The organism is Pseudomonas sp. LBUM1647 (assembly GCF_059716175.1).
The window spans coordinates 647,533-666,994 of record NZ_CP166809.1 but is presented as its reverse complement, the minus strand read 5'-3'; the positions used below and the strand labels follow the sequence as shown (position 1 = coordinate 666,994).

General features: G+C 60.7%; 18 protein-coding genes. 17 read left to right on the top strand and 1 reads right to left on the bottom strand.

Features of this window, described 5'->3' with window-relative positions; genetic code table 11:
* Nucleotides 1–43 precede the first annotated feature (43 nt).
* Nucleotides 44–697 carry a hypothetical protein gene (locus ACA059_RS02935; RefSeq protein ID WP_497632659.1) on the bottom strand — a complete coding sequence of 218 codons (654 nt, stop codon included), beginning with the start codon at nt 695–697 and terminating at the stop codon, nt 44–46.
* A 258-nt stretch (nt 698–955) separates the two neighbouring features.
* Here ACA059_RS02935 and cbiE point away from each other — a divergent pair, with 258 nt between their 5' ends.
* From cbiE to ACA059_RS02850, 17 genes are all read left to right on the top strand, one after another.
* Entirely contained in the window at nt 956–2,167 is a 1,212-nt protein-coding gene (gene cbiE / locus ACA059_RS02930) for a precorrin-6y C5,15-methyltransferase (decarboxylating) subunit CbiE (RefSeq protein ID WP_497632658.1), read from the top strand.
* Nucleotides 2,160–3,257 carry a cobalt-precorrin-5B (C(1))-methyltransferase gene (locus tag ACA059_RS02925; RefSeq protein WP_497632657.1) on the top strand — a complete coding sequence of 366 codons (1,098 nt, stop codon included), beginning with the start codon at nt 2,160–2,162 and terminating at the stop codon, nt 3,255–3,257. The genes cbiE and ACA059_RS02925 overlap by 8 nt, the downstream gene beginning before the upstream one ends.
* The gene (locus tag ACA059_RS02920; protein ID WP_497632656.1) at nt 3,254–3,982 is read left to right on the top strand and encodes a cobalt-precorrin-6A reductase; all 729 of its coding nucleotides are present in this window, start codon (nt 3,254–3,256) and stop codon (nt 3,980–3,982) included. Before ACA059_RS02925 ends, ACA059_RS02920 begins: the two co-directional genes overlap by 4 nt.
* A 321-nt stretch (nt 3,983–4,303) precedes the next feature.
* The gene (locus ACA059_RS02915) at nt 4,304–4,702 is read left to right on the top strand and encodes a DUF2946 domain-containing protein (RefSeq protein ID WP_497632655.1); all 399 of its coding nucleotides are present in this window, start codon (nt 4,304–4,306) and stop codon (nt 4,700–4,702) included.
* 48 nt (nt 4,703–4,750) lie between these two features.
* Nucleotides 4,751–5,230, top strand: a complete 480-nt coding sequence (locus tag ACA059_RS02910) for a copper chaperone PCu(A)C (RefSeq protein WP_497632654.1) — start codon at nt 4,751–4,753, stop codon at nt 5,228–5,230.
* Nucleotides 5,231–5,250: 20 nt separating this feature from the next.
* Nucleotides 5,251–5,700, top strand: a complete 450-nt coding sequence (locus tag ACA059_RS02905; RefSeq protein ID WP_497632653.1) for a DUF2946 domain-containing protein — start codon at nt 5,251–5,253, stop codon at nt 5,698–5,700.
* A gap of 190 nt (nt 5,701–5,890) precedes the next feature.
* Nucleotides 5,891–8,008: a TonB-dependent copper receptor gene (locus ACA059_RS02900; RefSeq protein WP_497632652.1), complete on the top strand. Its 2,118-nt coding sequence runs from the start codon at nt 5,891–5,893 to the stop codon at nt 8,006–8,008.
* Nucleotides 8,009–8,149: 141 nt separating this feature from the next.
* Nucleotides 8,150–9,529: a PepSY-associated TM helix domain-containing protein gene (locus tag ACA059_RS02895; RefSeq protein ID WP_497632651.1), complete on the top strand. Its 1,380-nt coding sequence runs from the start codon at nt 8,150–8,152 to the stop codon at nt 9,527–9,529.
* A 191-nt stretch (nt 9,530–9,720) separates the two neighbouring features.
* Nucleotides 9,721–10,509, top strand: coding sequence for an ABC transporter ATP-binding protein (locus ACA059_RS02890; RefSeq protein WP_497632650.1), 789 nt, complete (start codon nt 9,721–9,723; stop codon nt 10,507–10,509).
* On the top strand, nt 10,506–11,453 hold the full coding sequence (locus ACA059_RS02885) for an ABC transporter substrate-binding protein (RefSeq protein ID WP_497632649.1): 948 nt from the start codon (nt 10,506–10,508) through the stop codon (nt 11,451–11,453). Before ACA059_RS02890 ends, ACA059_RS02885 begins: the two co-directional genes overlap by 4 nt.
* Entirely contained in the window at nt 11,450–12,460 is a 1,011-nt protein-coding gene (locus ACA059_RS02880) for a FecCD family ABC transporter permease (RefSeq protein WP_497632648.1), read from the top strand. The genes ACA059_RS02885 and ACA059_RS02880 overlap by 4 nt, the downstream gene beginning before the upstream one ends.
* Nucleotides 12,461–12,801: 341 nt before the next feature.
* The gene (gene urtA, locus ACA059_RS02875; RefSeq protein WP_150712331.1) at nt 12,802–14,067 is read left to right on the top strand and encodes an urea ABC transporter substrate-binding protein; all 1,266 of its coding nucleotides are present in this window, start codon (nt 12,802–12,804) and stop codon (nt 14,065–14,067) included.
* 164 nt (nt 14,068–14,231) lie between these two features.
* Nucleotides 14,232–15,734, top strand: coding sequence for an urea ABC transporter permease subunit UrtB (gene urtB / locus ACA059_RS02870; RefSeq protein WP_497632647.1), 1,503 nt, complete (start codon nt 14,232–14,234; stop codon nt 15,732–15,734).
* Entirely contained in the window at nt 15,734–16,813 is a 1,080-nt protein-coding gene (gene urtC, locus ACA059_RS02865; protein WP_497632646.1) for an urea ABC transporter permease subunit UrtC, read from the top strand. Before urtB ends, urtC begins: the two co-directional genes overlap by 1 nt.
* Nucleotides 16,810–17,682: an urea ABC transporter ATP-binding protein UrtD gene (gene urtD / locus ACA059_RS02860; protein ID WP_497632645.1), complete on the top strand. Its 873-nt coding sequence runs from the start codon at nt 16,810–16,812 to the stop codon at nt 17,680–17,682. Before urtC ends, urtD begins: the two co-directional genes overlap by 4 nt.
* 153 nt (nt 17,683–17,835) lie before the next feature.
* Nucleotides 17,836–18,534 carry an urea ABC transporter ATP-binding subunit UrtE gene (urtE, locus tag ACA059_RS02855; RefSeq protein ID WP_497632644.1) on the top strand — a complete coding sequence of 233 codons (699 nt, stop codon included), beginning with the start codon at nt 17,836–17,838 and terminating at the stop codon, nt 18,532–18,534.
* Nucleotides 18,535–18,564: 30 nt separating this feature from the next.
* Nucleotides 18,565–19,404 (top strand): urease accessory protein UreD, encoded by an 840-nt coding sequence (locus ACA059_RS02850; RefSeq protein WP_497632643.1) that lies wholly within the window; start codon nt 18,565–18,567, stop codon nt 19,402–19,404.
* Nucleotides 19,405–19,462 lie beyond the last annotated feature (58 nt).

Below are 19,462 nucleotides of genomic sequence, written 5' to 3'. Positions count from 1 at the left end.
CGAAGTATCAATCAAGCAAAAGAAGGCTTCAGTCTGAGTGGAATCAGAGTTCGTACTCGATGGACTTGAGCGCCAGGGCTACAACGTCTTCTTCCACGTTTTGTCGAATGGCGTCCATGTCCCGACGCTTGATCTCCACCCGCCGAATCCGGATATCCAATTGAGAAAGACTCTGGTCTATTGTCCAGAACAAGTAGGGTGTAGAGATGCCCGACTTGATCAACCTGACATGACTCACCACCATTTCCAGATCTCTGTTGGGTTTATAACTGACCGGCACGATGTTGAATCCGAATATTTTCCCACTTAAGCCCGCAAATTTCGTCAGCAACGTGGCGTCACTCTCCAGCTTTCCAAGTACTGCTTCAACCTGTGCTATTTGAGCGCTCGTGAGGTAGGGACGCGCCACTTTCAACCAGGCCTGTTTCAAACTGCCCGAGAACTGCGGCTTGATGTACTCGACAGGCTCGGCAAGCTTCCAGTCCATTGACCAAAACATACCGGTGTAATGATCGAACCAAGGCCCCGGCTGCGTCTCGCTCTTCGCGATTTTATCCGCGCCATGCTGGGCCAGGAAAATGCATTTTTTGACAAAACCATTGTCGGCAATAGTCTGGCCGGCAACGCCCGTCAGCAGCACATTATTTATCATCAGCGCATCACGTTCGATGACACCTTTAGCTAAACCGTTATCCATATAAGTTTGTTTCATCCTTGACAGTGTCGCAGCCAACACCAACTACTGGCCGAACATTTAATACGCATAAGATTGCGCAACCAAAACAAAAACAAAACTACCAAAACTACCAAAACTATCATTCCAACAAACAATTTTTCCTCAACATTAAGTGTCTGCAACTCGGAGCTCTCCTGTCCCGGCCATAGATCCGCGTCAGATGACAGAAGCCGCGCTATCATGCCGCCTTTGAACATGAATATTGGATTGAGGAACAACATGGCCTCCTGGCTGACAGTAGTGGGAATCGGCGAAGACGGCTTCAAGGGCTTGGGCAAAAATGCCCGACATGCCCTGCTGCGCGCTTCGCGGATCATTGGCGGCCAGCGACAACTGGACTTGCTGCCGGCCTGCATCCGTGGCGAGCGGCAGCTGTGGCCCAGTCCTTTCTCCCTTGAACCCGTTCTGGCGCTGCGTGGCGAACCGGTCTGTGTGCTGGCCAGCGGCGATCCGATGTTCTTCGGCGTCGGCGCCAGCCTGGCCCGGCAAGTGTCCAACGCTGAAATGCTGATCCTGCCAGCGCCCTCCTCCTGCTCGCTGGCGGCGGCGCGAATGGGCTGGCCGTTGCAGGATGTCGTCACGCTTTCGGTGGTTGCTCGTCCCATCGCCGCCCTCAACGCGCAGTTGTTCAGCGGCGTGCGTTTGCTGGTCCTGAGCAACGATGGCCAAAGCCCTGCCGCCATTGCGGCACTGCTGCGTGAACGCGGTTTCGGTCCGAGCCGTCTCAGCGTGCTGGAACATCTGGGCGGCACAGCCGAACGACGCATCGATGGGGTGGCCAATGACTGGAACGATCCCGCGGTCGCCGATCTGAACCTGATCGCCATCGAGTGCATCGCCGAGCCGAACACACCGCGCCTCTCCCGACTGGCCGGCCTGCCGGACTGCGCCTTCAAGCACGACGGTCAACTGACCAAACGCGACGTCCGCGCCATCACGCTCGCGCGTCTTGCCCCGATCCCCGGCGAACTGCTGTGGGACGTCGGCGCCGGCAGCGGCTCGATTGGCATCGAATGGATGCGCGCGCACCCAAGCTGCCGCGCGCTGGCCATCGAGGCCGATGAAGGCCGACAGTTACTAATCGAACACAACCGCGATGCGCTCGGCGTGCCTGGCCTGCAATTGATTCGCGGCAGTGCACCGCAAGCCCTGGACGGACTCGAACGCCCGGACGCGATTTTCATCGGCGGCGGCGTCACCCGCGAGGGTGTGCTCGAAACCTGCTGGGCACAACTCAAACCCGGCGGCCGACTGATCGCCAACGCCGTCACGCTACAAAGTGAAATGACTTTGATGGCTTGGCGCGAGCAGCACGGCGGGGAACTGACGCGGATCCATATCGCTCAAGCCCAACCGTTGGGAGATTTCGATACCTGGCGTCAGGCGTTGCCGATTACCTTGCTGGAAGTGACGAAGCCCTTCGATGCGTGACGAAACCGCCGAACAACCCGCACCGCTACGCAGCGGCCTGACCACGGGCAGCTGCGCCACCGCGACCAGTCTGGCGGCGGCACGTTTGTTATTGAGTGGACTAAGTGCTGACGCTGTGGGGATCGTTTTGCCCAAGGGCAAGCAGGTGCAGATGCGGCTGGAGTTCTGTCGTCTGATCGACAACGGCGCCGAAGCAGGGACGATCAAGGACGCGGGCGATGACCCCGACGTGACCCATGGCGCGCTGCTTTATTCCCAGGTACGACTGAGTAGCGAGCCGGGCATCCGGTTCAATGCCGGTCGCGGTGTCGGCACGGTGACCCGGCCGGGGCTGGTGCTGGGCGTCGGCGAACCCGCGATCAACCCGGTGCCACGCAAGATGATCACCGACCACTTGACCCTGCTGGCCGACGAACTCGGCTACAGCGGCGGCTTTGAGGTCACCGTCAACGTTGAGGACGGCGAGGCACTGGCGCTGAAAACCATGAACCCGCGCCTGGGGATTCTCGGTGGACTTTCAATCCTCGGCACCAGCGGCATCGTCCGGCCGTTTTCCTGCGCGGCCTACATCGCCTCGATCCATCAGGGCATCGACGTGGCAAAAACCAACGGTTACCTGCACATCGCCGCGTGCACCGGCAATGCCAGTGAAGACACCATGCGCCGGGTCTACGACTTGCCGGAAATCGCCCTGATCGAAATGGGCGACTTCGTCGGCGCAGTGCTCAAACATCTGCGCAAAGTGCCTGTGGATAAACTCAGTCTCTGCGGAGGTTTCGGCAAGATCAGCAAACTGGCGGCCGGGCACATGGATTTGCACAGTCGACATTCGAGCATCGACCTGCCGCAATTGGCCGAGTGGGCGGCGGCGATTGGCGCCGATGAGGCGTTGCAGCAAGGGATTCGTGAAGCCAACACCAGCCAGCAAGCCTTGGCAATGGCCAGCGCTGCCGGGATCGCCCTGGGTGATGCGGTGTGTCAACACGCCTTGGACTTTGCCCGCAGCATGGTGCCGGCGCAGGTTCAGGTCGAAGTGTTCGCCATTGATCGCCAGGGCGGGATTGTCGGCCATGCGGGAGCTTTTCAATGAAGCGCGTGTTGTTGCTCGGTGGCGTGACGGAAGCCTTGGCTATCGCCCGGACCCTCGGGCCAGAACACATCTATAGCCTGGCCGGTGTCGGGCGTGTGCCGACAGATCTGAGCTGTCGGGTTCGCGTGGGCGGTTACGGCGGTGCCGAAGGGCTTGCGCAGTTCATTCGGGATGAAGGGATCGATCTGCTGCTGGACGCAACCCACCCCTACGCCGCACAAATCAGCCAGAACGCCGCCACCGCTGCGCGGTTGAGCGGTATTGCCTGCTGGGCGTTACGACGCCCTGCCTGGCAGCCACAGGCCGGCGATGACTGGCGGGATGTCAGCGATTGGGCCGAGTTGATCGAGGCCCTCAAACCTTTCCGCAGACCGTTGTTCACCCTCGGCCGCGAACCGTTGCAGCATCTGCATGAAATTCCGCCAGAGCAATTCTGGACCTTGCGTGCACTGGACGTTTACCCCGGCAACGGACGCTGCGAAGTCATCGGAGCGCGCGGGCCGTTTCTGATCGAGGATGAACGTGCGCTGTTTGAACGTCGGCAAATTGATGTGCTGATCAGCAAGAACAGCGGCAGCACGGCGACCGAGCCGAAACTGGAAGTGGCACGGGAGCGTGGGGTGCCGGTGATTGTTTTGCAGCGGCCGGTGTTGCCGGGGGTTGATCGGGAGTTCGGGTCGATTGCCGAGGTGTTGCGAGCAATGACAAAACGGTTATTAACCTGAGAATTGCGAACGCCTTATGACGCCTTCGCGGGCAAGCCCGCTCCCACAGGGTTTCTTTGTCTGGTCCTGGATTTGTGTCCGATAAGGTCAAAGTGGGAGCGGGCTTGCCCGCGAAAGCGTCCTGGCTGGCGATGCAAAGGTTGGAGGCTACTAATCAACCAGACTTTGCATTGAGCAGCACTGGCAATCTGTAATTCGCGACTATCATGAAGGCTATGGAACATGGCACTGCGACACCACACCGCACGCCGCTTTTTTACTTATCGGCCCTGATCAGGCTAAATAGCCGCGCCTGATCGCCCACCCAACCGGATTTTTCCCATGTCCCGACAACGGCTCGCATTTGCCTGGATCGCCTGCTTCGCAGTGCTGTTCAACATGCTCGCCATGCCGATGTCCGGAGCGATGGCGCAGACGGCGAAATCGCCTGCCGAACAGTTGTTGTGGGGCAGTTTCTGTTCGTCCAGCGGCACGAAGATGGTGGCGATTTCCCTGGGCGATATCGAACAGAAAGCCCCGCAGAACGACGATCATTCCAACATGCAACATTGCTGGTGCTGTTCAGGTTCCGCGCCACTGGTGGCGCTGCCCGGGCATGTGCCGCAACTGTACTTCGCGCGTTTCGAGGCCAATCGAAGCCTGCCTGACGCCTCTCTCGATACACCGACACCGCGCCAGCAATGGCCGAGCCTCAACCCCCGCGCTTCCCCTCTGGTGTGATTCCTTCTCGCAATTGACCTGCGTTTTGAATCGCTCTGGAGAACTGCCATGTTGAACAAACTCATCGTCCTGGCTGTGTTGCTGCTGCCTGCCTGTTTTGCCAATGCCCACGAATACAAGGCCGGGGAGCTGGAAATCGCGCATCCGTGGTCGCAGGAGTTGCCGCCAAACGCGCCGACCGTTGCGGCTTACTTCGTGATTCACAACAAGGGCAACACTGCCGACCGCTTGCTCAGCGTCGACTCGCCGATTGCAGGCGTTGCCCAGCTGCACGAGCATGTGAAGCAAAACGACCTGATGAAAATGCAGCAGGTGCCGAGCGTTGAAATTCCGGCGGGTGGCGAAGTCACTTTTGCGCCGATGGCCTACCACGTGATGCTGCTGGAACTGAAAGACCGCAGCCTGCTGAACGACGGCAAAAGCTTCCCGCTGACGATGCATTTCGAGAAGTCCGGTGACGTGACCGTCGAGGTCTCGGTGCAGAAGAAGCCGCCGGAAGGCATGCAGACGCACGCCCACGCCCAGTAAGCGACTGAGCAAAAACGCCCATGCGCCCGCTTAGCGCCAGGTCATCCGCACACCGTCGTCAGCCGTTAAGCCTGACGCGCGGTAGCTGGATCAGCCTGTTCGCCATGTTGATGATCTTTATCGGCCCGCTGATTTCTCAGTCGATGCCGATGGATCAACGCGCCTCCTCGATGACCATGAGCATGTCGATGGACATGAGCATGGACATGTCGGCGATGGAGCACGCCGACCACAGCGCGCAAACCACCGCCGAACACTGCCCGCCAAAAGCCTCACATCACGCGCTCTGGGAAAAATGCGGCTATTGCAGCCTGCTGTTCAATTGCCCGGCGCTGACCGGCGGCCAGTCCTTCGTCGCATTCGACACGCCAACAGCCACCACCTTCACCACACCTTCCCCTCGCCTGGGCCACGCCCGGCAAACCTTCTTCCCCGGCGCCCGCACCCGCGCCCCGCCCATCGACGCGTAAACACCCACCTCCGATCTCACACAGCCCGAAGACAGCCAAAGCTACCTGTGGGAGCGAGCTTGCTCGCGATCGCGATGGGTCATTCAACATTGATGTTGGCTGACCCTCCCTCATCGCGAGCAAGCTCGCTCCCACAAGGATTGCGCAGGCTGCCGGCCGTGTCGTTTACGACTGTTCGATGGAAATTGTCATGTCCAGGTTTTCTGCTGACACACGCTTGAGCGCTGCCCAAGCTTCTTTTGCCCCGAACGAAGCCAGTATTCGTTTCAGGCACGCCACCGCCTTCCTTTGCGGTGCACTGCTGACACCCATGGTGCTGGCCGATGAACACGCCGGTCACAGCGAAGAACTGAGCCCGACGGTGATCACCGCCATCGCGCCGAGTTCGCCACTGACCATCGTCACCAATCCCAAGGACCCGCGCCAACCGGTGCCGGCCAGCGACGGTGGCGACTACCTGAAAACCATCCCCGGCTTCGCCCTGGTGCGCAATGGTGGCACCAACGGCGACCCGGTGCTGCGCGGCATGTTCGGCTCGCGGTTGAACATCCTCACCAACGGCGGCCAGTTGCTCGGCGCCTGCCCCGGCCGAATGGACGCACCGACTTCGTACATCTCGCCGGAAACCTACGACAAACTGACCGTGATCAAAGGCCCGCAAACCGTGCTCTGGGGACCGGGGGCGTCGGCCGGGACCATCCTCTTCGACCGTGAGCCGGAAAGCTTCGGCGAACTCGGCACGCGGGTGAACGCCAGCGTGCTGGCTGGCTCCAACGGGCGTTTCGACAAAGTGGTGGACGCTGCTGCCGGCGGGCCATTGGGTTACGTGCGAGTGATCGGCAACACCGCGCACTCCGACGACTATCGGGACGGCAACAACGACACCGTGCCGTCGCGCTACGACAAGTGGAATGGCGACGTCGCGGTGGGCTGGACCCCGGACGCCGACACCCTGCTGGAACTCACCGCCGGCAAGGGCGATGGCGAAGCGCGTTACGCCGGGCGCGGCATGGACGGCTCGCAGTTCAAGCGCGAAAGCCTGGGCCTGCGTTTCGAGAAGTCCAACATCGGCGACGTGCTGGATAAGGTCGAGGCGCAGGTTTACTACAACTACGCCGACCACGTGATGGACAACTACACCCTGCGCACGCCGTCCGGCACCGGAATGATGGCAGGTCCCATGGCCTCCAACGTCGACCGTCGAACCCTCGGCGCACGGATCAAAGCCACCTGGCGCTGGGCCGATGTGCAGTTGATCAGCGGCATCGATGCGCAGACCAGCGAACATCGCCAGCGCAGCGCCATGGGCATCGACGTCTACAAGGACTTGCCTTACACCAAGGACGCCGACTTCCATAACTACGGCGTGTTCAGCGAACTGACCTGGTACGCCGCTGACCGTGATCGACTGATTACCGGCGCGCGCCTGGACCGCGCCTCGGCCAAGGATTTCCGGCAAACCACTGGCTCCGGGATGATGGCGCGCCCTAACCCGACCGCCGACGACACCCGCGCCGATACGCTGCCAAGCGGCTTCGTCCGTTACGAGCATGACCTGGCTGACAGTCCGACCACGTTGTATGCCGGCCTCGGTCACACCCAGCGTTTCCCGGATTACTGGGAGCTGTTTTCGCCCAACTCAGGACCTGCCGGATCGGTGAACGCCTTCGATTCGATCAAGCCTGAAAAAACCACCCAGCTCGACTTCGGCCTGCAATACAAGACCGAAGACCTCGAAGCCTGGGCCTCGGGTTACGTCGGGCAGGTGCGCGACTACATCCTGTTCAACTACACGCCCGGGATGATGGGCATGACCTCGCAAGCACAGAACATCGACGCACGAATCATGGGCGGCGAATTGGGGGCGGCCTACAAGTTGACCTCCAACTGGAAGGCCGACGCGACGCTGGCCTACGCCTGGGGCAAGAACAGCAGCGACGGCAACGCACTGCCGCAAATGCCGCCGCTGGACGCACGTTTCGGCCTGACCTACAGCGAAGACAACTGGAGCGCCGGGGCCTTGTGGCGGGTGGTTGCGGCGCAAAACCGCATCGACCAGAACAAGGGCAACGTCGTCGGCAAGGACTTCGACAAGACCCCGGGCTTTGGCGTGTTCTCGCTCAACGGTGCGTACCGGATCGACAAGCACTGGAAGGTCAGCACCGGCGTCGACAACCTGTTCGGCAAGGCTTACGCCGAGCACTTGAACCTGGCCGGCAACGCCGGTTTCGGCTACCCGGCCAATGACCCGCAAGCCATTAAAGAACCGGGGCGAACGCTCTGGACCAAGGTGGACATGAGTTTCTAACAAGAAAAGTAAAAAGATCGCAGGCTACGCCAGCTCCTACATTGGAACACGTACCCCCTGTAGGAGCTGTGTAGGAGCTGTCGAGTGAAACGAGGCTGCGATCTTTTACAAACAATTGATTCGCCAAGCGGAGCACAACCGATGAAACAGCCCAAAGTGAATTTCTACAACCTGGCCTGGCGCTGGCATTTCTATGCCGGTCTGTTCGTCGCGCCTTTCATGGTGATGTTGGCCCTGACCGGCATCATTTACCTGTTCAAACCGCAACTCGATCCGTTGATGTACGGCAGCTTGCTGAACGTCCCGGCCGGGCATCACAGCGTCCCGGCCGATGACCTGCTCAAGCGGGTGAAAGAGGCTTACCCACAAGCCTCGATCAAGCAGTATTTGCCCCCGGTCAACGCCGAACGCAGCGCGCAATTTGTCGTGCTCAATGGCGGTAACGAGCTCAACGTTTTCGTCGATCCCTACCACGGCGATGTCCTCGGCGAGCAAGACGCCAAAAAGAATCTGCAAGCCGTTGCTCGAGCGATTCATGGCGAATTGATGATTGGCACCGTCGGTGATCGACTGATCGAACTGGCCGCCGGTTGGGGCGTGGTGTTGGTGGTCTCCGGCGTCTTTCTCTGGTGGCCCCGCGGCCAGGCGGCCGGCATCCTGTGGCCACGCTTGAGCAGTCGAGGTCGAGTGCTCTGGCGTGACCTGCACGCGGTGACCGGGTTCTGGGGCGCGTCGTTGCTGCTGGTGATGCTGCTCAGCGGCATGACCTGGACCGGGTTCTGGGGCAAGCAATACGCCGAAGTGTGGAATGTCTTTCCAGCAGCGATGTGGGACGACGTACCGAAGTCCGATGTCGAGGCCCGCAGCCTCAACACCGCCACCCGCCAGACCGTGCCTTGGGCGATGGAAAACACACCGATGCCGATGTCCGGCGACCATGCCGAACACATGAACCACGGTGCTGCACCAGCCGGTCCTGCCGCGCCGACCATCAGCCTGCAAGATGTGCAGAACATCGCCGTGCAACGCAAGGTTGAACCGGGTTACAGCATCACCTTCCCGACGACTGCCACCGGTGTGTTCACCATCGCGGTGTTCGCCGACGACCCGCGTAACGACGCCACCTTGCATGTCGATCAGTACACCGGCGACGTCCTCGCCGACGTGCGTTTCGAGCAGTACGGCATCGTCGCCCGTGCAACAGAAATCGGCGTGATGCTGCACGAAGGCAAGATGTTCGGTGTGTTCAATCAGATCATCGTACTGCTGATCTGCCTGATGATTCTGCTCAGCGCCGTCAGCGGTGTGGTGATCTGGTGGAAGCGCCGTCCACAAGGAAAATTCGGTGTTCCGCCGCTGCGCCACGACCTGCCGAAATGGAAAACCGCGATGGTCATCATGTTCGGGCTGGCGGTGGCGTTTCCGTTGGTGGGCGCTTCGCTGGTGGTGGTCTGGGTGCTGGATCGGGTGCTGCTGTCGCGCTTGAGCGACCAATCTGAATCCGCCTCACCTTCATCATGAAACAGACGAGATGCGCGGTTCAGAGGGATCTGTAGACTTCCCGCGCTTATCTCCCGGTCGGCTACAAAGGCCCCATCGCGAGCAAGCTCGCTCCCACATTGAAATGCGATCAACTGTGGGAGCGAGCTTGCTCCGGGCGGCGTTCCGACGATGGCGTCATCAGCAACACCGAAAAACCCAAGAGTAAATGCATGACCTCGCTGAACCTCACAAACCTCGCCTGGACACCCCTGGGCCACGGCCATTGTCATCACCAGTTCCAGCTGCGTGATGCAACCTTGCACGTGTCCCCCGGTGAGTTCGTCGGTCTGATCGGCCCCAACGGCAGCGGCAAAACCAGCCTGCTGCGCTGCGCCTGGCGCTTCAGCAAACCCGAGCGCGGCGAGGTCAAGCTCGACCACCACAACGTCTGGAAGCAATCCTCGCGCTGGTGCGCGCAACGCATCGCCGTGGTCCTGCAGGAGTTCCCCGACGCCTTCGGCCTCACCGTCGACGAAGTCGTCGCCATGGGCCGCACACCGCACAAAGGTCTGTTCGACGGCGACACCTTGGAGGACAGAAAACTCGCAACCCAGGCCCTCGAATCAGTCGGTCTGAAAGGCTTCGAGGATCATGCCTTCGCCACCCTCTCCGGCGGTGAAAAACAGCGCGTGATCCTCGCCCGCGCCCTGGCTCAGCAACCGCAAATGCTGATCCTCGACGAGCCGACCAATCACCTGGACCCGCGTTATCAGCTCGAACTGCTGCAACTGGTCAAACGCCTGAAGATCGGCACCCTGGCGAGCATTCATGACCTGAACCTGGCGGCTGCTTTCTGCGATCGGTTGTACGTGATCAACCACGGCCGCATCGTCGCCAGCGGTACACCCAAAGAAGTCCTGACCGCAGCACTGCTGCGCGACGTGTTCGGCGTCGAAGCGCTGATCGATGAACATCCCTTGCACGGCTACCCACGAATCACCTGGATAACCCAACCATGACTTTGCGTTCCCTGCTTTGCGCCGCTCTGTTGCTGGGCAATGCCCAAGCATTTGCCGAGGCCACTCACTACCCGTTGACCGTGCAGAGCTGCAACCGCGAAGTGACCTTCAAGCAAGCGCCGAAACACGCGGTCAGCCACGACATCAACATGACCCAGATGATGCTCGCCCTCGGCCTGAAACCCAGCATGGCCGGGTATAGCGGCGTGACCGGCTGGAAGTCGGTCACGCCCCAGATGCAGACCATCCTCGATGGCTTGCCGGAGCTGGCGGCCAAGTACCCGTCGGTGGAAACCCTGCTCAACGCCAACGTCGATTTCTTCTTCGCCGGTTGGGATTACGGCATGCGCGTGGGCGGTGACCTCACGCCGCAAACGTTGCAGCCGCTGGGCATCGATGTCTACGAGCTGACCGAGTCCTGCGCGTTCGTGATGAAGCGTCCGCCGGCCAGCCTGGAAGACACCTACAACGACCTGCGCAACCTCGGCAAAATCTTCGACGTGCAGAATCGCGCCAATGCCTTGATCGCCCAGATGCAGGCGCAAGTCACCGAGGTGCGCAAGGACCTGCCGGCAGACAAACCTCGCGTGTTCCTCTATGACAGCGGCGAAGACCGCGCCATGACCTCCGGCCGCCTCGGTATGCCGCAAGCGCTGATCGACGCCGCTGGCGGGCGCAATATTCTCGACGACGTCGAAGCGAGTTGGACCCGGGTCAACTGGGAGAACGTGGTCGAGCGCAATCCGCAGGTGATCGTGATCGTCGACTACGGCGAAGTCACCGCCGAGCAGAAGGAGCAATTCCTGCTCAACAACAAGGCGCTGCAATCGGTGGACGCGATCAAGAATCAGCGTTTCATCGTGATTCCGTATGTGCAGGCCACACCAGGGATCGACAACGTGCTGGCGGTTGAAACCCTGGCCAAGGGTTTCCACAGCGAATGATCAATCGTCGCTACGCCTTGTTGCTGGTGGCCCTCGGCGCGTTGTTGCTGGTGTCGTGCGTGGTGTCGCTGGGCTTTGGCCCGGCGCGGGTGCCGGTGGATGTGGTCTGGCGGATTTTGCTGCACAAGATTTTCGGTTTCGGCGTGCAGGACTGGGCCGCCGGGCAGGAACACATCGTCTGGCTGATTCGCGTACCGCGCATGCTATTGGGTGCGTTGGTGGGCGCCGGGCTCGCGCTGATCGGTGCGGTGCTGCAAGCGGTGACGCGCAATCCGTTGGCCGACCCGCATTTGCTCGGGGTCACCTCCGGCGCCACCCTCGGTGCCGTGATCGTGGTACTGCACGTCGGTGAAATTGTCGGCCTGCTGACCTTGCCGATCGCGGCGTTTATCGGCGCGTTGTTGAGCATGCTGATTGTGCTGATGATCGCCAACCGCAACGGGCGGCTGGACAGTGATCGGCTGCTGCTGTGTGGCGTGGCGGTGTCCTTCGTGATGATGGCAATCGCCAATTTGCTGCTGTTTCTCGGCGATCACCGCGCGAGTTCGGCGGTGATGTTCTGGATGCTCGGCGGGCTCGGGTTAGCACGTTGGGAGTTGCTGGCGGTGCCGGCGACCAGCGTGTTGCTCGGGTTGGTGTTGTTGCTGGGCATGGCTCGGCCACTGAATGCGTTGATGGCGGGTGAGCAGACGGCCGTGACCCTCGGGCTCAATGCTCGCACCGTGCGGTTGCAGGTGTTTTTGATTGCCTCGCTGATGACTGGGGTGTTGGTGTCGATCAGCGGGTCTATCGGGTTTGTCGGGCTGATGGTGCCGCACATTGCGCGGCGCTTGGTCGGGGCGGAGCATCGGCGATTGCTGCCGGTGTGCGTGTTGTTGGGCAGCGTCTTTCTGGTCTGGGTCGACGTCGCCGCCCGCACCCTGATTGCCCCCGAAGACTTGCCCATCGGCGTCGCTACCGCCGCCATCGGTGGTTTGTTTTTCATCGGCCTCATGCGCCGCCGCTAATCCCCAGAACGACCCATTCCCCTGTAGGAGCTGCCGAGTGAAACGAGGCTGCGATCTTTTGATCTTAAAAAACTAAAGTCAAAAGATCGCAGCCTCGTTTCACTCGGCAGCTCCTACACATCTCCTACACAGTTCCTGCAACAGTCTTCGCCCCAATGTGGCGCAAGCCGGCGCACCAGCGCATCTTCCGCGATCCTTCATGGTGCGTCGCCCAAACCACGTAACCGCTCTAATACGACATTTCCCTGCCTTTTGCCGACCAGGCACAGCCCTTGCTAAAGACCCTTCAGTAGTCCGCATCTGCCAACCAAGAAAATTCATAAGTTCATGGAGATCGCACAATGAAGCGTCGCAGCTTGATCAAGGCTTTCACACTCACGGCAAGCATTGCCGCGATGGGCATGACCTGGACCGTCCAGGCCGCCGAGACCATCAAGGTCGGTATTCTGCATTCGTTGTCCGGCACCATGGCGATCTCCGAAACGTCGCTCAAAGACATGGCGCTGATGACCATCGACGAGATCAACGCCAAGGGTGGCGTGAACGGCAAGATGCTCGAACCGGTGGTCGTGGACCCGGCGTCGAACTGGCCGCTGTTCGCTGAAAAAGGTCGTCAGTTGCTGACTCAGGACAAAGTTGCCGTGGTATTTGGCTGCTGGACGTCGGTGTCGCGTAAGTCGGTGTTGCCGGTGTTCGAGGAGCTCAACGGCCTCCTGTTCTACCCGGTGCAATACGAAGGTGAAGAGATGTCGCCGAACGTGTTCTACACCGGCGCCGCGCCGAACCAGCAAGCGATCCCGGCGGTGGAATACCTGATGAGCGAAGAAGGTGGCAGCGCCAAGCGTTACTTCCTGCTGGGCACTGACTACGTCTACCCGCGCACCACCAACAAAATCCTGCGCTCGTTCCTGCACTCCAAAGGTGTGGCAGACAAGGACATCGAAGAGGTCTACACCCCGTTCGGCCATAGCGATTACCAAACCATCGTGGCCAACATCAAAAAATTCTCGGCCGGTGGCAAGACAGCGGTCATCTCCACCGTCAACGGCGACTCCAACGTGCCGTTCTATAAAGAGCTGGCCAACCAGGGCCTGAAAGCCACCGATGTTCCGGTCGTGGCGTTCTCGGTCGGAGAGGAAGAACTGCGCGGCATCGACACCAAACCGCTGGTGGGCAACCTCGCGGCGTGGAACTACTTCGAGTCGGTCGAGAACCCGGCGAACAAGAAATTCGTCGCCGACTGGAAAGCCTACGCGAAGAAACACAACCTGCCGGGCGCCGACAAAGCGGTGACCAACGACCCGATGGAAGCCACCTACGTGGGCATTCACATGTGGGCGCAAGCGGCTGAAAAAGCCAAGTCCACTGACGTCGATAAAGTCCGCGAAGCCCTCGCTGGCCAGACCTTTGCCGCGCCGTCGGGTTACACCCTGACCATGGACAAGACCAACCACCACCTGCACAAACCGGTGATGATCGGCGAGATTCAGGCCGACGGTCAGTTCAACGTGGTGTGGCAGACCGAGGGGCCGATCCGTGCCGAGCCGTGGAGCCCGTTTATCTCGGGTAACGACAAGAAGCCGGATTATGCGGTGAAGAGCAACTAAGCCACTGGATGTCAGGGCCCAGGCATGGAGCTTGGGCCCGACACAAATCCCTGTGGGAGCGAGCTTGCTCGCGATGACGGCAGCACATTCAACATCCCTGTGACTGATCAATCGCTATCGCGAGCAAGCTCGCTCCCACAATGTCCGCGTCAAGGCGACTCTCTATGCCGACTGCCCTTTACCGCTTCATCCTCGCCGTCGCAATGCTGTTGCCGATGGCTACCCACGCCGGCGACGCCGAAGACTTCGTCGCGGCCAATCCCGTGCAGCAAGCCAAGCTTCTGGAAGCCTGGGCCGCGCAGCCCGATCCGGCCCGTGTCGAACTGATCAACGCCCTGCAGCAAGGCGAGTTGACCGTCGACGGTCAACCGAAAACCCTGCGCCTGAACAACCGCCTGCGGGGTCTGATCGACACCGCGCTGGCCAGCCACCAATTGCTCGCCACCGACGCCAAAACCCGTCTGGCCGCCGCGCAGCAATTGCAAAAAAGCGCTAAACCGGCGCAGCTTAAATTCCTCGACCAGCAACTGGCTGGCGAAAAAGATGAAAGTGTCCATGCCGCTTTGAGCCTGGCCCTGGCCAACCTGCAACTGGTGGACACCGACCCGGCGGTACGCCTCGCCGCTGTTCGCCTGCTCGGTGAAACCGGTGATCCACTGGCTCGCACCCGCCTCGAAAGCCTGTTGCAACCCGGTGTCGAAGCCGACGCCGGCGTACGCACCGCTGCCGAAACCAGCCTCGCTCAGGTCAAACGCAAATTGCTGATCGGCGAGATCCTCGGCCAGGCCTTCAGCGGCATGTCGCTGGGTTCGATCCTGTTGCTTGCCGCACTCGGTCTGGCGATCACTTTCGGCCTGCTCGGCGTGATCAACATGGCCCACGGCGAGATGCTGATGCTCGGCGCGTACTCGACGTACGTGGTGCAGCTGATGTTCCAGCGCTTCGCCCCGCAAGCCATCGAATTCTATCCGCTGATCGCGCTGCCGGTAGCGTTTTTTGTCACCGCCGCCATCGGCATGGCGCTGGAACGCACGGTGATTCGTCACCTCTACGGCCGTCCTTTGGAAACCCTGCTCGCCACGTGGGGCATCAGCCTGATGCTGATTCAACTTGTCCGATTGATGTTCGGCGCGCAGAACGTTGAGGTGGCTAATCCGGCGTGGTTGTCGGGCGGGATTCAAGTGCTGCCGAATCTGGTGCTGCCGTACAACCGCATCGTGATCATCGCCTTCGCCCTGTTTGTGGTGGTGCTCACCTGGTTGCTGCTGAACAAGACGCGCCTGGGCTTGAACGTGCGCGCCGTCACCCAGAACCGCAACATGGCCGCCTGCTGTGGCGTGCCGACCGGGCGCGTGGACATGCTCGCCTTCGGCCTCGGCTCGGGCATTGCCGGGCTCGGCGGTGTAGCCCTCAGCCAGATCGGCAACGTCGGCCCGGACCTCGGTCAGAGCTACATCATCGACTCGTTCCTGGTGGTGGTGCTCGGTGGCGTCGGCCAATTGGCCGGTAGCGTGCTGGCCGCGTTCGGCCTCGGCATCGCCAACAAGATTCTCGAACCGCAGATCGGTGCCGTGCTCGGCAAGATCCTGATCCTCGCGCTGATCATTCTGTTCATCCAGAAGCGTCCGCAAGGCCTCTTTGCACTGAAAGGACGGGTGATCGACTGATGAATCAGCCTCTGATGCTCACGGCCACACAAAAGGCCGGCCCCAAAGTCACGATCGCCATTGGCGCGGTGATCCTCGTTCTGTTGCTGGCGTTGCCAATGCTGTCGTTGTTGTCGCCGGACAGCACGTTTCACGTTTCGGCTTACACACTGACGCTGGTGGGCAAGATTCTTTGCTACGCCATCGTCGCCCTCGCGCTGGATCTGGTCTGGGGATACGCCGGCCTCCTGTCCCTCGGCCACGGCCTGTTCTTCGCCCTCGGCGGTTATGCGATGGGCATGTACCTGATGCGCCAGGCCTCGGGCGATGGCTTGCCAGCGTTCATGACCTTCCTGTCGTGGACTGAATTGCCGTGGTACTGGACCGGCACCAGCAGTTTCCTCTGGTCGATGTGTCTGGTGGTGCTGGCGCCGGGGTTGCTGGCGCTGGTGTTCGGCTTCTTCGCCTTCCGCTCGCGGATCAAGGGCGTGTATTTCTCTATCATGACCCAGGCCCTGACCTTCGCCGGGATGCTCCTGTTCTTCCGCAACGAAACCGGGTTTGGCGGCAACAACGGCTTCACCAATTTCCGCACCATTCTCGGCTTCGGCATCACTGAACCGGGGACTCGCGCCGTGCTGTTTTTCGCCACCGTGGTGTTGCTGGTGGCGAGCCTGTTCATCGGTTGGCGGCTGGCGCAAAGCAAGTTCGGCCGGGTGCTGACCGCCCTGCGCGATGCGGAAAACCGCCTGATGTTCTGCGGTTACGACCCACGCGGTTTCAAGCTGTTTGTCTGGGTGCTGAGCGCGGTGTTGTGCGGCCTGGCCGGTGCGCTGTACGTACCGCAAGTCGGGATCATCAACCCGAGTGAAATGTCGCCGACCAACTCCATTGAAGCCGCGGTCTGGGTAGCGCTGGGTGGTCGCGGCACGCTGATCGGCCCGCTGCTCGGCGCCGGTGTGGTCAACGGGATGAAGAGCTGGTTTACCGTGGCTTTCCCGGAATACTGGCTGTTCTTCCTCGGCGCGCTGTTCATCGTCGTGACCTTGTACCTGCCCAAAGGCGTGATCGGTCTGCTGAAAAAAAGGGGTGAACAATGAGAGTCACTGCGACGGCTGAATTCATGCTCGAACCGGCGTTTTTTCCACCACTGGAACCCAACAGGGACGCCGGCAGCAGCCGTGACGCCATCGGCCTCGGCCAACGCGTCGGCCCCGGTCTGAATACGCGCCACGGCACGATCCTGACCCTGGAAGACATCAGCGTCAGCTTCGATGGCTTCAAGGCGCTGAACGATCTGAACCTGTACATCGGCGTCGGCGAATTGCGTTGCATCATCGGCCCCAACGGCGCGGGCAAGACCACGCTGATGGACGTGATCACCGGCAAGACTCGTCCGAGTCACGGCAAGGCCTGGTTCGGTGAAACCCTCGACCTGACGCAGATGAGCGAAGTGCAAATCGCCCAGGCCGGCATCGGTCGCAAGTTCCAGAAGCCGACGGTGTTCGAAGCCTTGAGCGTTTTTGAAAACCTGGAGTTGGCGCAAAAAACCGACAAATCGGTGTGGGCCAGCCTGCGGGCGCGCCTGAGTGGCGAACAGAAAGATCGCATCACTGAAGTGCTGGAAACTATTCGTTTGATCACTTCGGTCAATCGCCCGGCGGGCTTGTTGTCCCACGGTCAGAAGCAGTTTCTGGAAATCGGCATGTTGCTGATGCAGGACCCGCAACTGCTGCTGCTCGACGAGCCGGTGGCGGGCATGACCGACGCCGAAACCGAATTCACCGCCGAACTGTTCAAGAGCCTGGCCGGCAAGCATTCGCTGATGGTGGTGGAACATGACATGGGCTTCGTCGGCTCCATCGCCGACCACGTCACCGTGCTGCACCAGGGCAGCGTGCTGGCCGAAGGGTCGCTGGAACAGGTGCAGGACAACGAGCGCGTGATCGAGGTGTACCTCGGTCGATAGCCGCCCTCCCTGTAGGAGCTGTCGAGTGAAACGAGGCTGCGATCTTTTGATCTTTCTTCAGCGGCATCGAAAAAGATCGCAGCCTCGTTTCACTCGACAGCTCCTACAAGAGAAGGTCAGGAGCGGGCCTGTGTGAAACAGAAGGAATTTGAGATGCTGCAAGTCGACAAGCTGCACCAGTATTACGGCGGTAGCCACATCCTGCGGGGCCTGACGTTTGACGTGAAGGTCGGTGAAGTCACCTGCCTGCTCGGGCGCAACGGTGTGGGCAAGACCACCCTGCTCAAGTGCCTGATGGGTTTGTTGCCGGCCAAAGAAGGCGCGGTGAACTGGGAAGGCAAAACGATCACCGCGTTCAAGCCACACCAACGGGTTCACGCCGGTATTGCTTACGTGCCCCAGGGTCGCGAGATTTTCGGTCGGCTGACCGTGGAAGAAAACCTGTTGATGGGCCTGTCGCGTTTCCCCGGCATCGAAGCCAAAGAAGTCCCGGCATTCATCTACGAGCTATTCCCGGTGCTGCTGCAAATGAAGCAGCGCCGCGGCGGTGACTTGTCCGGTGGCCAGCAGCAGCAATTGGCGATCGGCCGAGCGTTGGCTAGCCGTCCACGCCTGCTGATTCTCGACGAGCCCACCGAAGGCATCCAGCCATCGGTGATCAAAGAAATCGGCGCGGTGATCAAGAAGCTTGCGGCCCGTGGTGATATGGCGATTTTGCTGGTGGAGCAGTTCTACGATTTCGCCGCCGAACTGGCCGATCAGTACCTGGTGATGTCCCGGGGCGAAATCGTGCAACAGGGTCGCGGAGAAAATATGGAGGCCGAGGGTGTTCGCGGTCTGGTTACGATCTAATCTGTAGCGTCCTGACGATAATTAGACATCATGAATTTACCTTTCCCCACTGCCCTGTTTACCCCGAGCTGGCACGCCGAGCTGGAACTCGGCTACGCCCGATTCGGCGACAGTACGCGCCCGGTTCAGCGCCGCCACAAAGGCCCGCTGCGGGTGCAGAAGCATCTGTATGCCGAAGGGCCGGAGGTTTGCCAGCACATCATCGTGCACCCGCCGGGCGGGATTGCCGGGGGTGATCGGCTGGACATCTCGGCCAGTGTCGGCCGCGATGCCTGGGCGCAAATCACCAGCCCCGGCGCGGCCAAGTGGTATCGCGCAGCGGGGCCCGCCTATCAGAAGCTCGACTTGAAAGTAGCCGCCGGCGCGACACTGGAGTGGCTGCCCCAGGAAACCATTATCTTCAGCGACGCCCAGGCTGAGCTCAGCACTTCGATTGATCTGGAAGGCGATGCGCGATTGTTTTACTGGGACGTGGTGGCGCTGGGCCGGCCGGCCAGTGGCGAGCGTTTCGACCTCGGGCATTTTCAGGCGCAACTGGATATCCGCCGCGACGGCCAGTTGCTCTGGCATGAACGCCAGCGCATTGTCGGAGGCGATGGTTTGCTTGATTCGCCGATTGGGCTGGATGGGCAACCGGTGTTTGCGACGTTGTTGGTGACTGGGGACATCAACAGTGAACTGCTGGAAACCTGTCGCTCGCTGCCTAATGACGTACGCGGGGATTTGACCCAGTTACCAGGGCTGTTGGTGGCGCGATGCCTGGCCAGTGAAGCGCTGTTGGCGCGGGGCTGGTTGATTGATTTGTGGCGATTGCTGCGCCCGGCGCTACTGGGCCGAGAAGCCGTCCCACCACGAATATGGGCCACCTGACCACATCCCCCTGTAGGAGCTGTCGAGTGAAACGAGGCTGCGATCTTTTTCGATACTG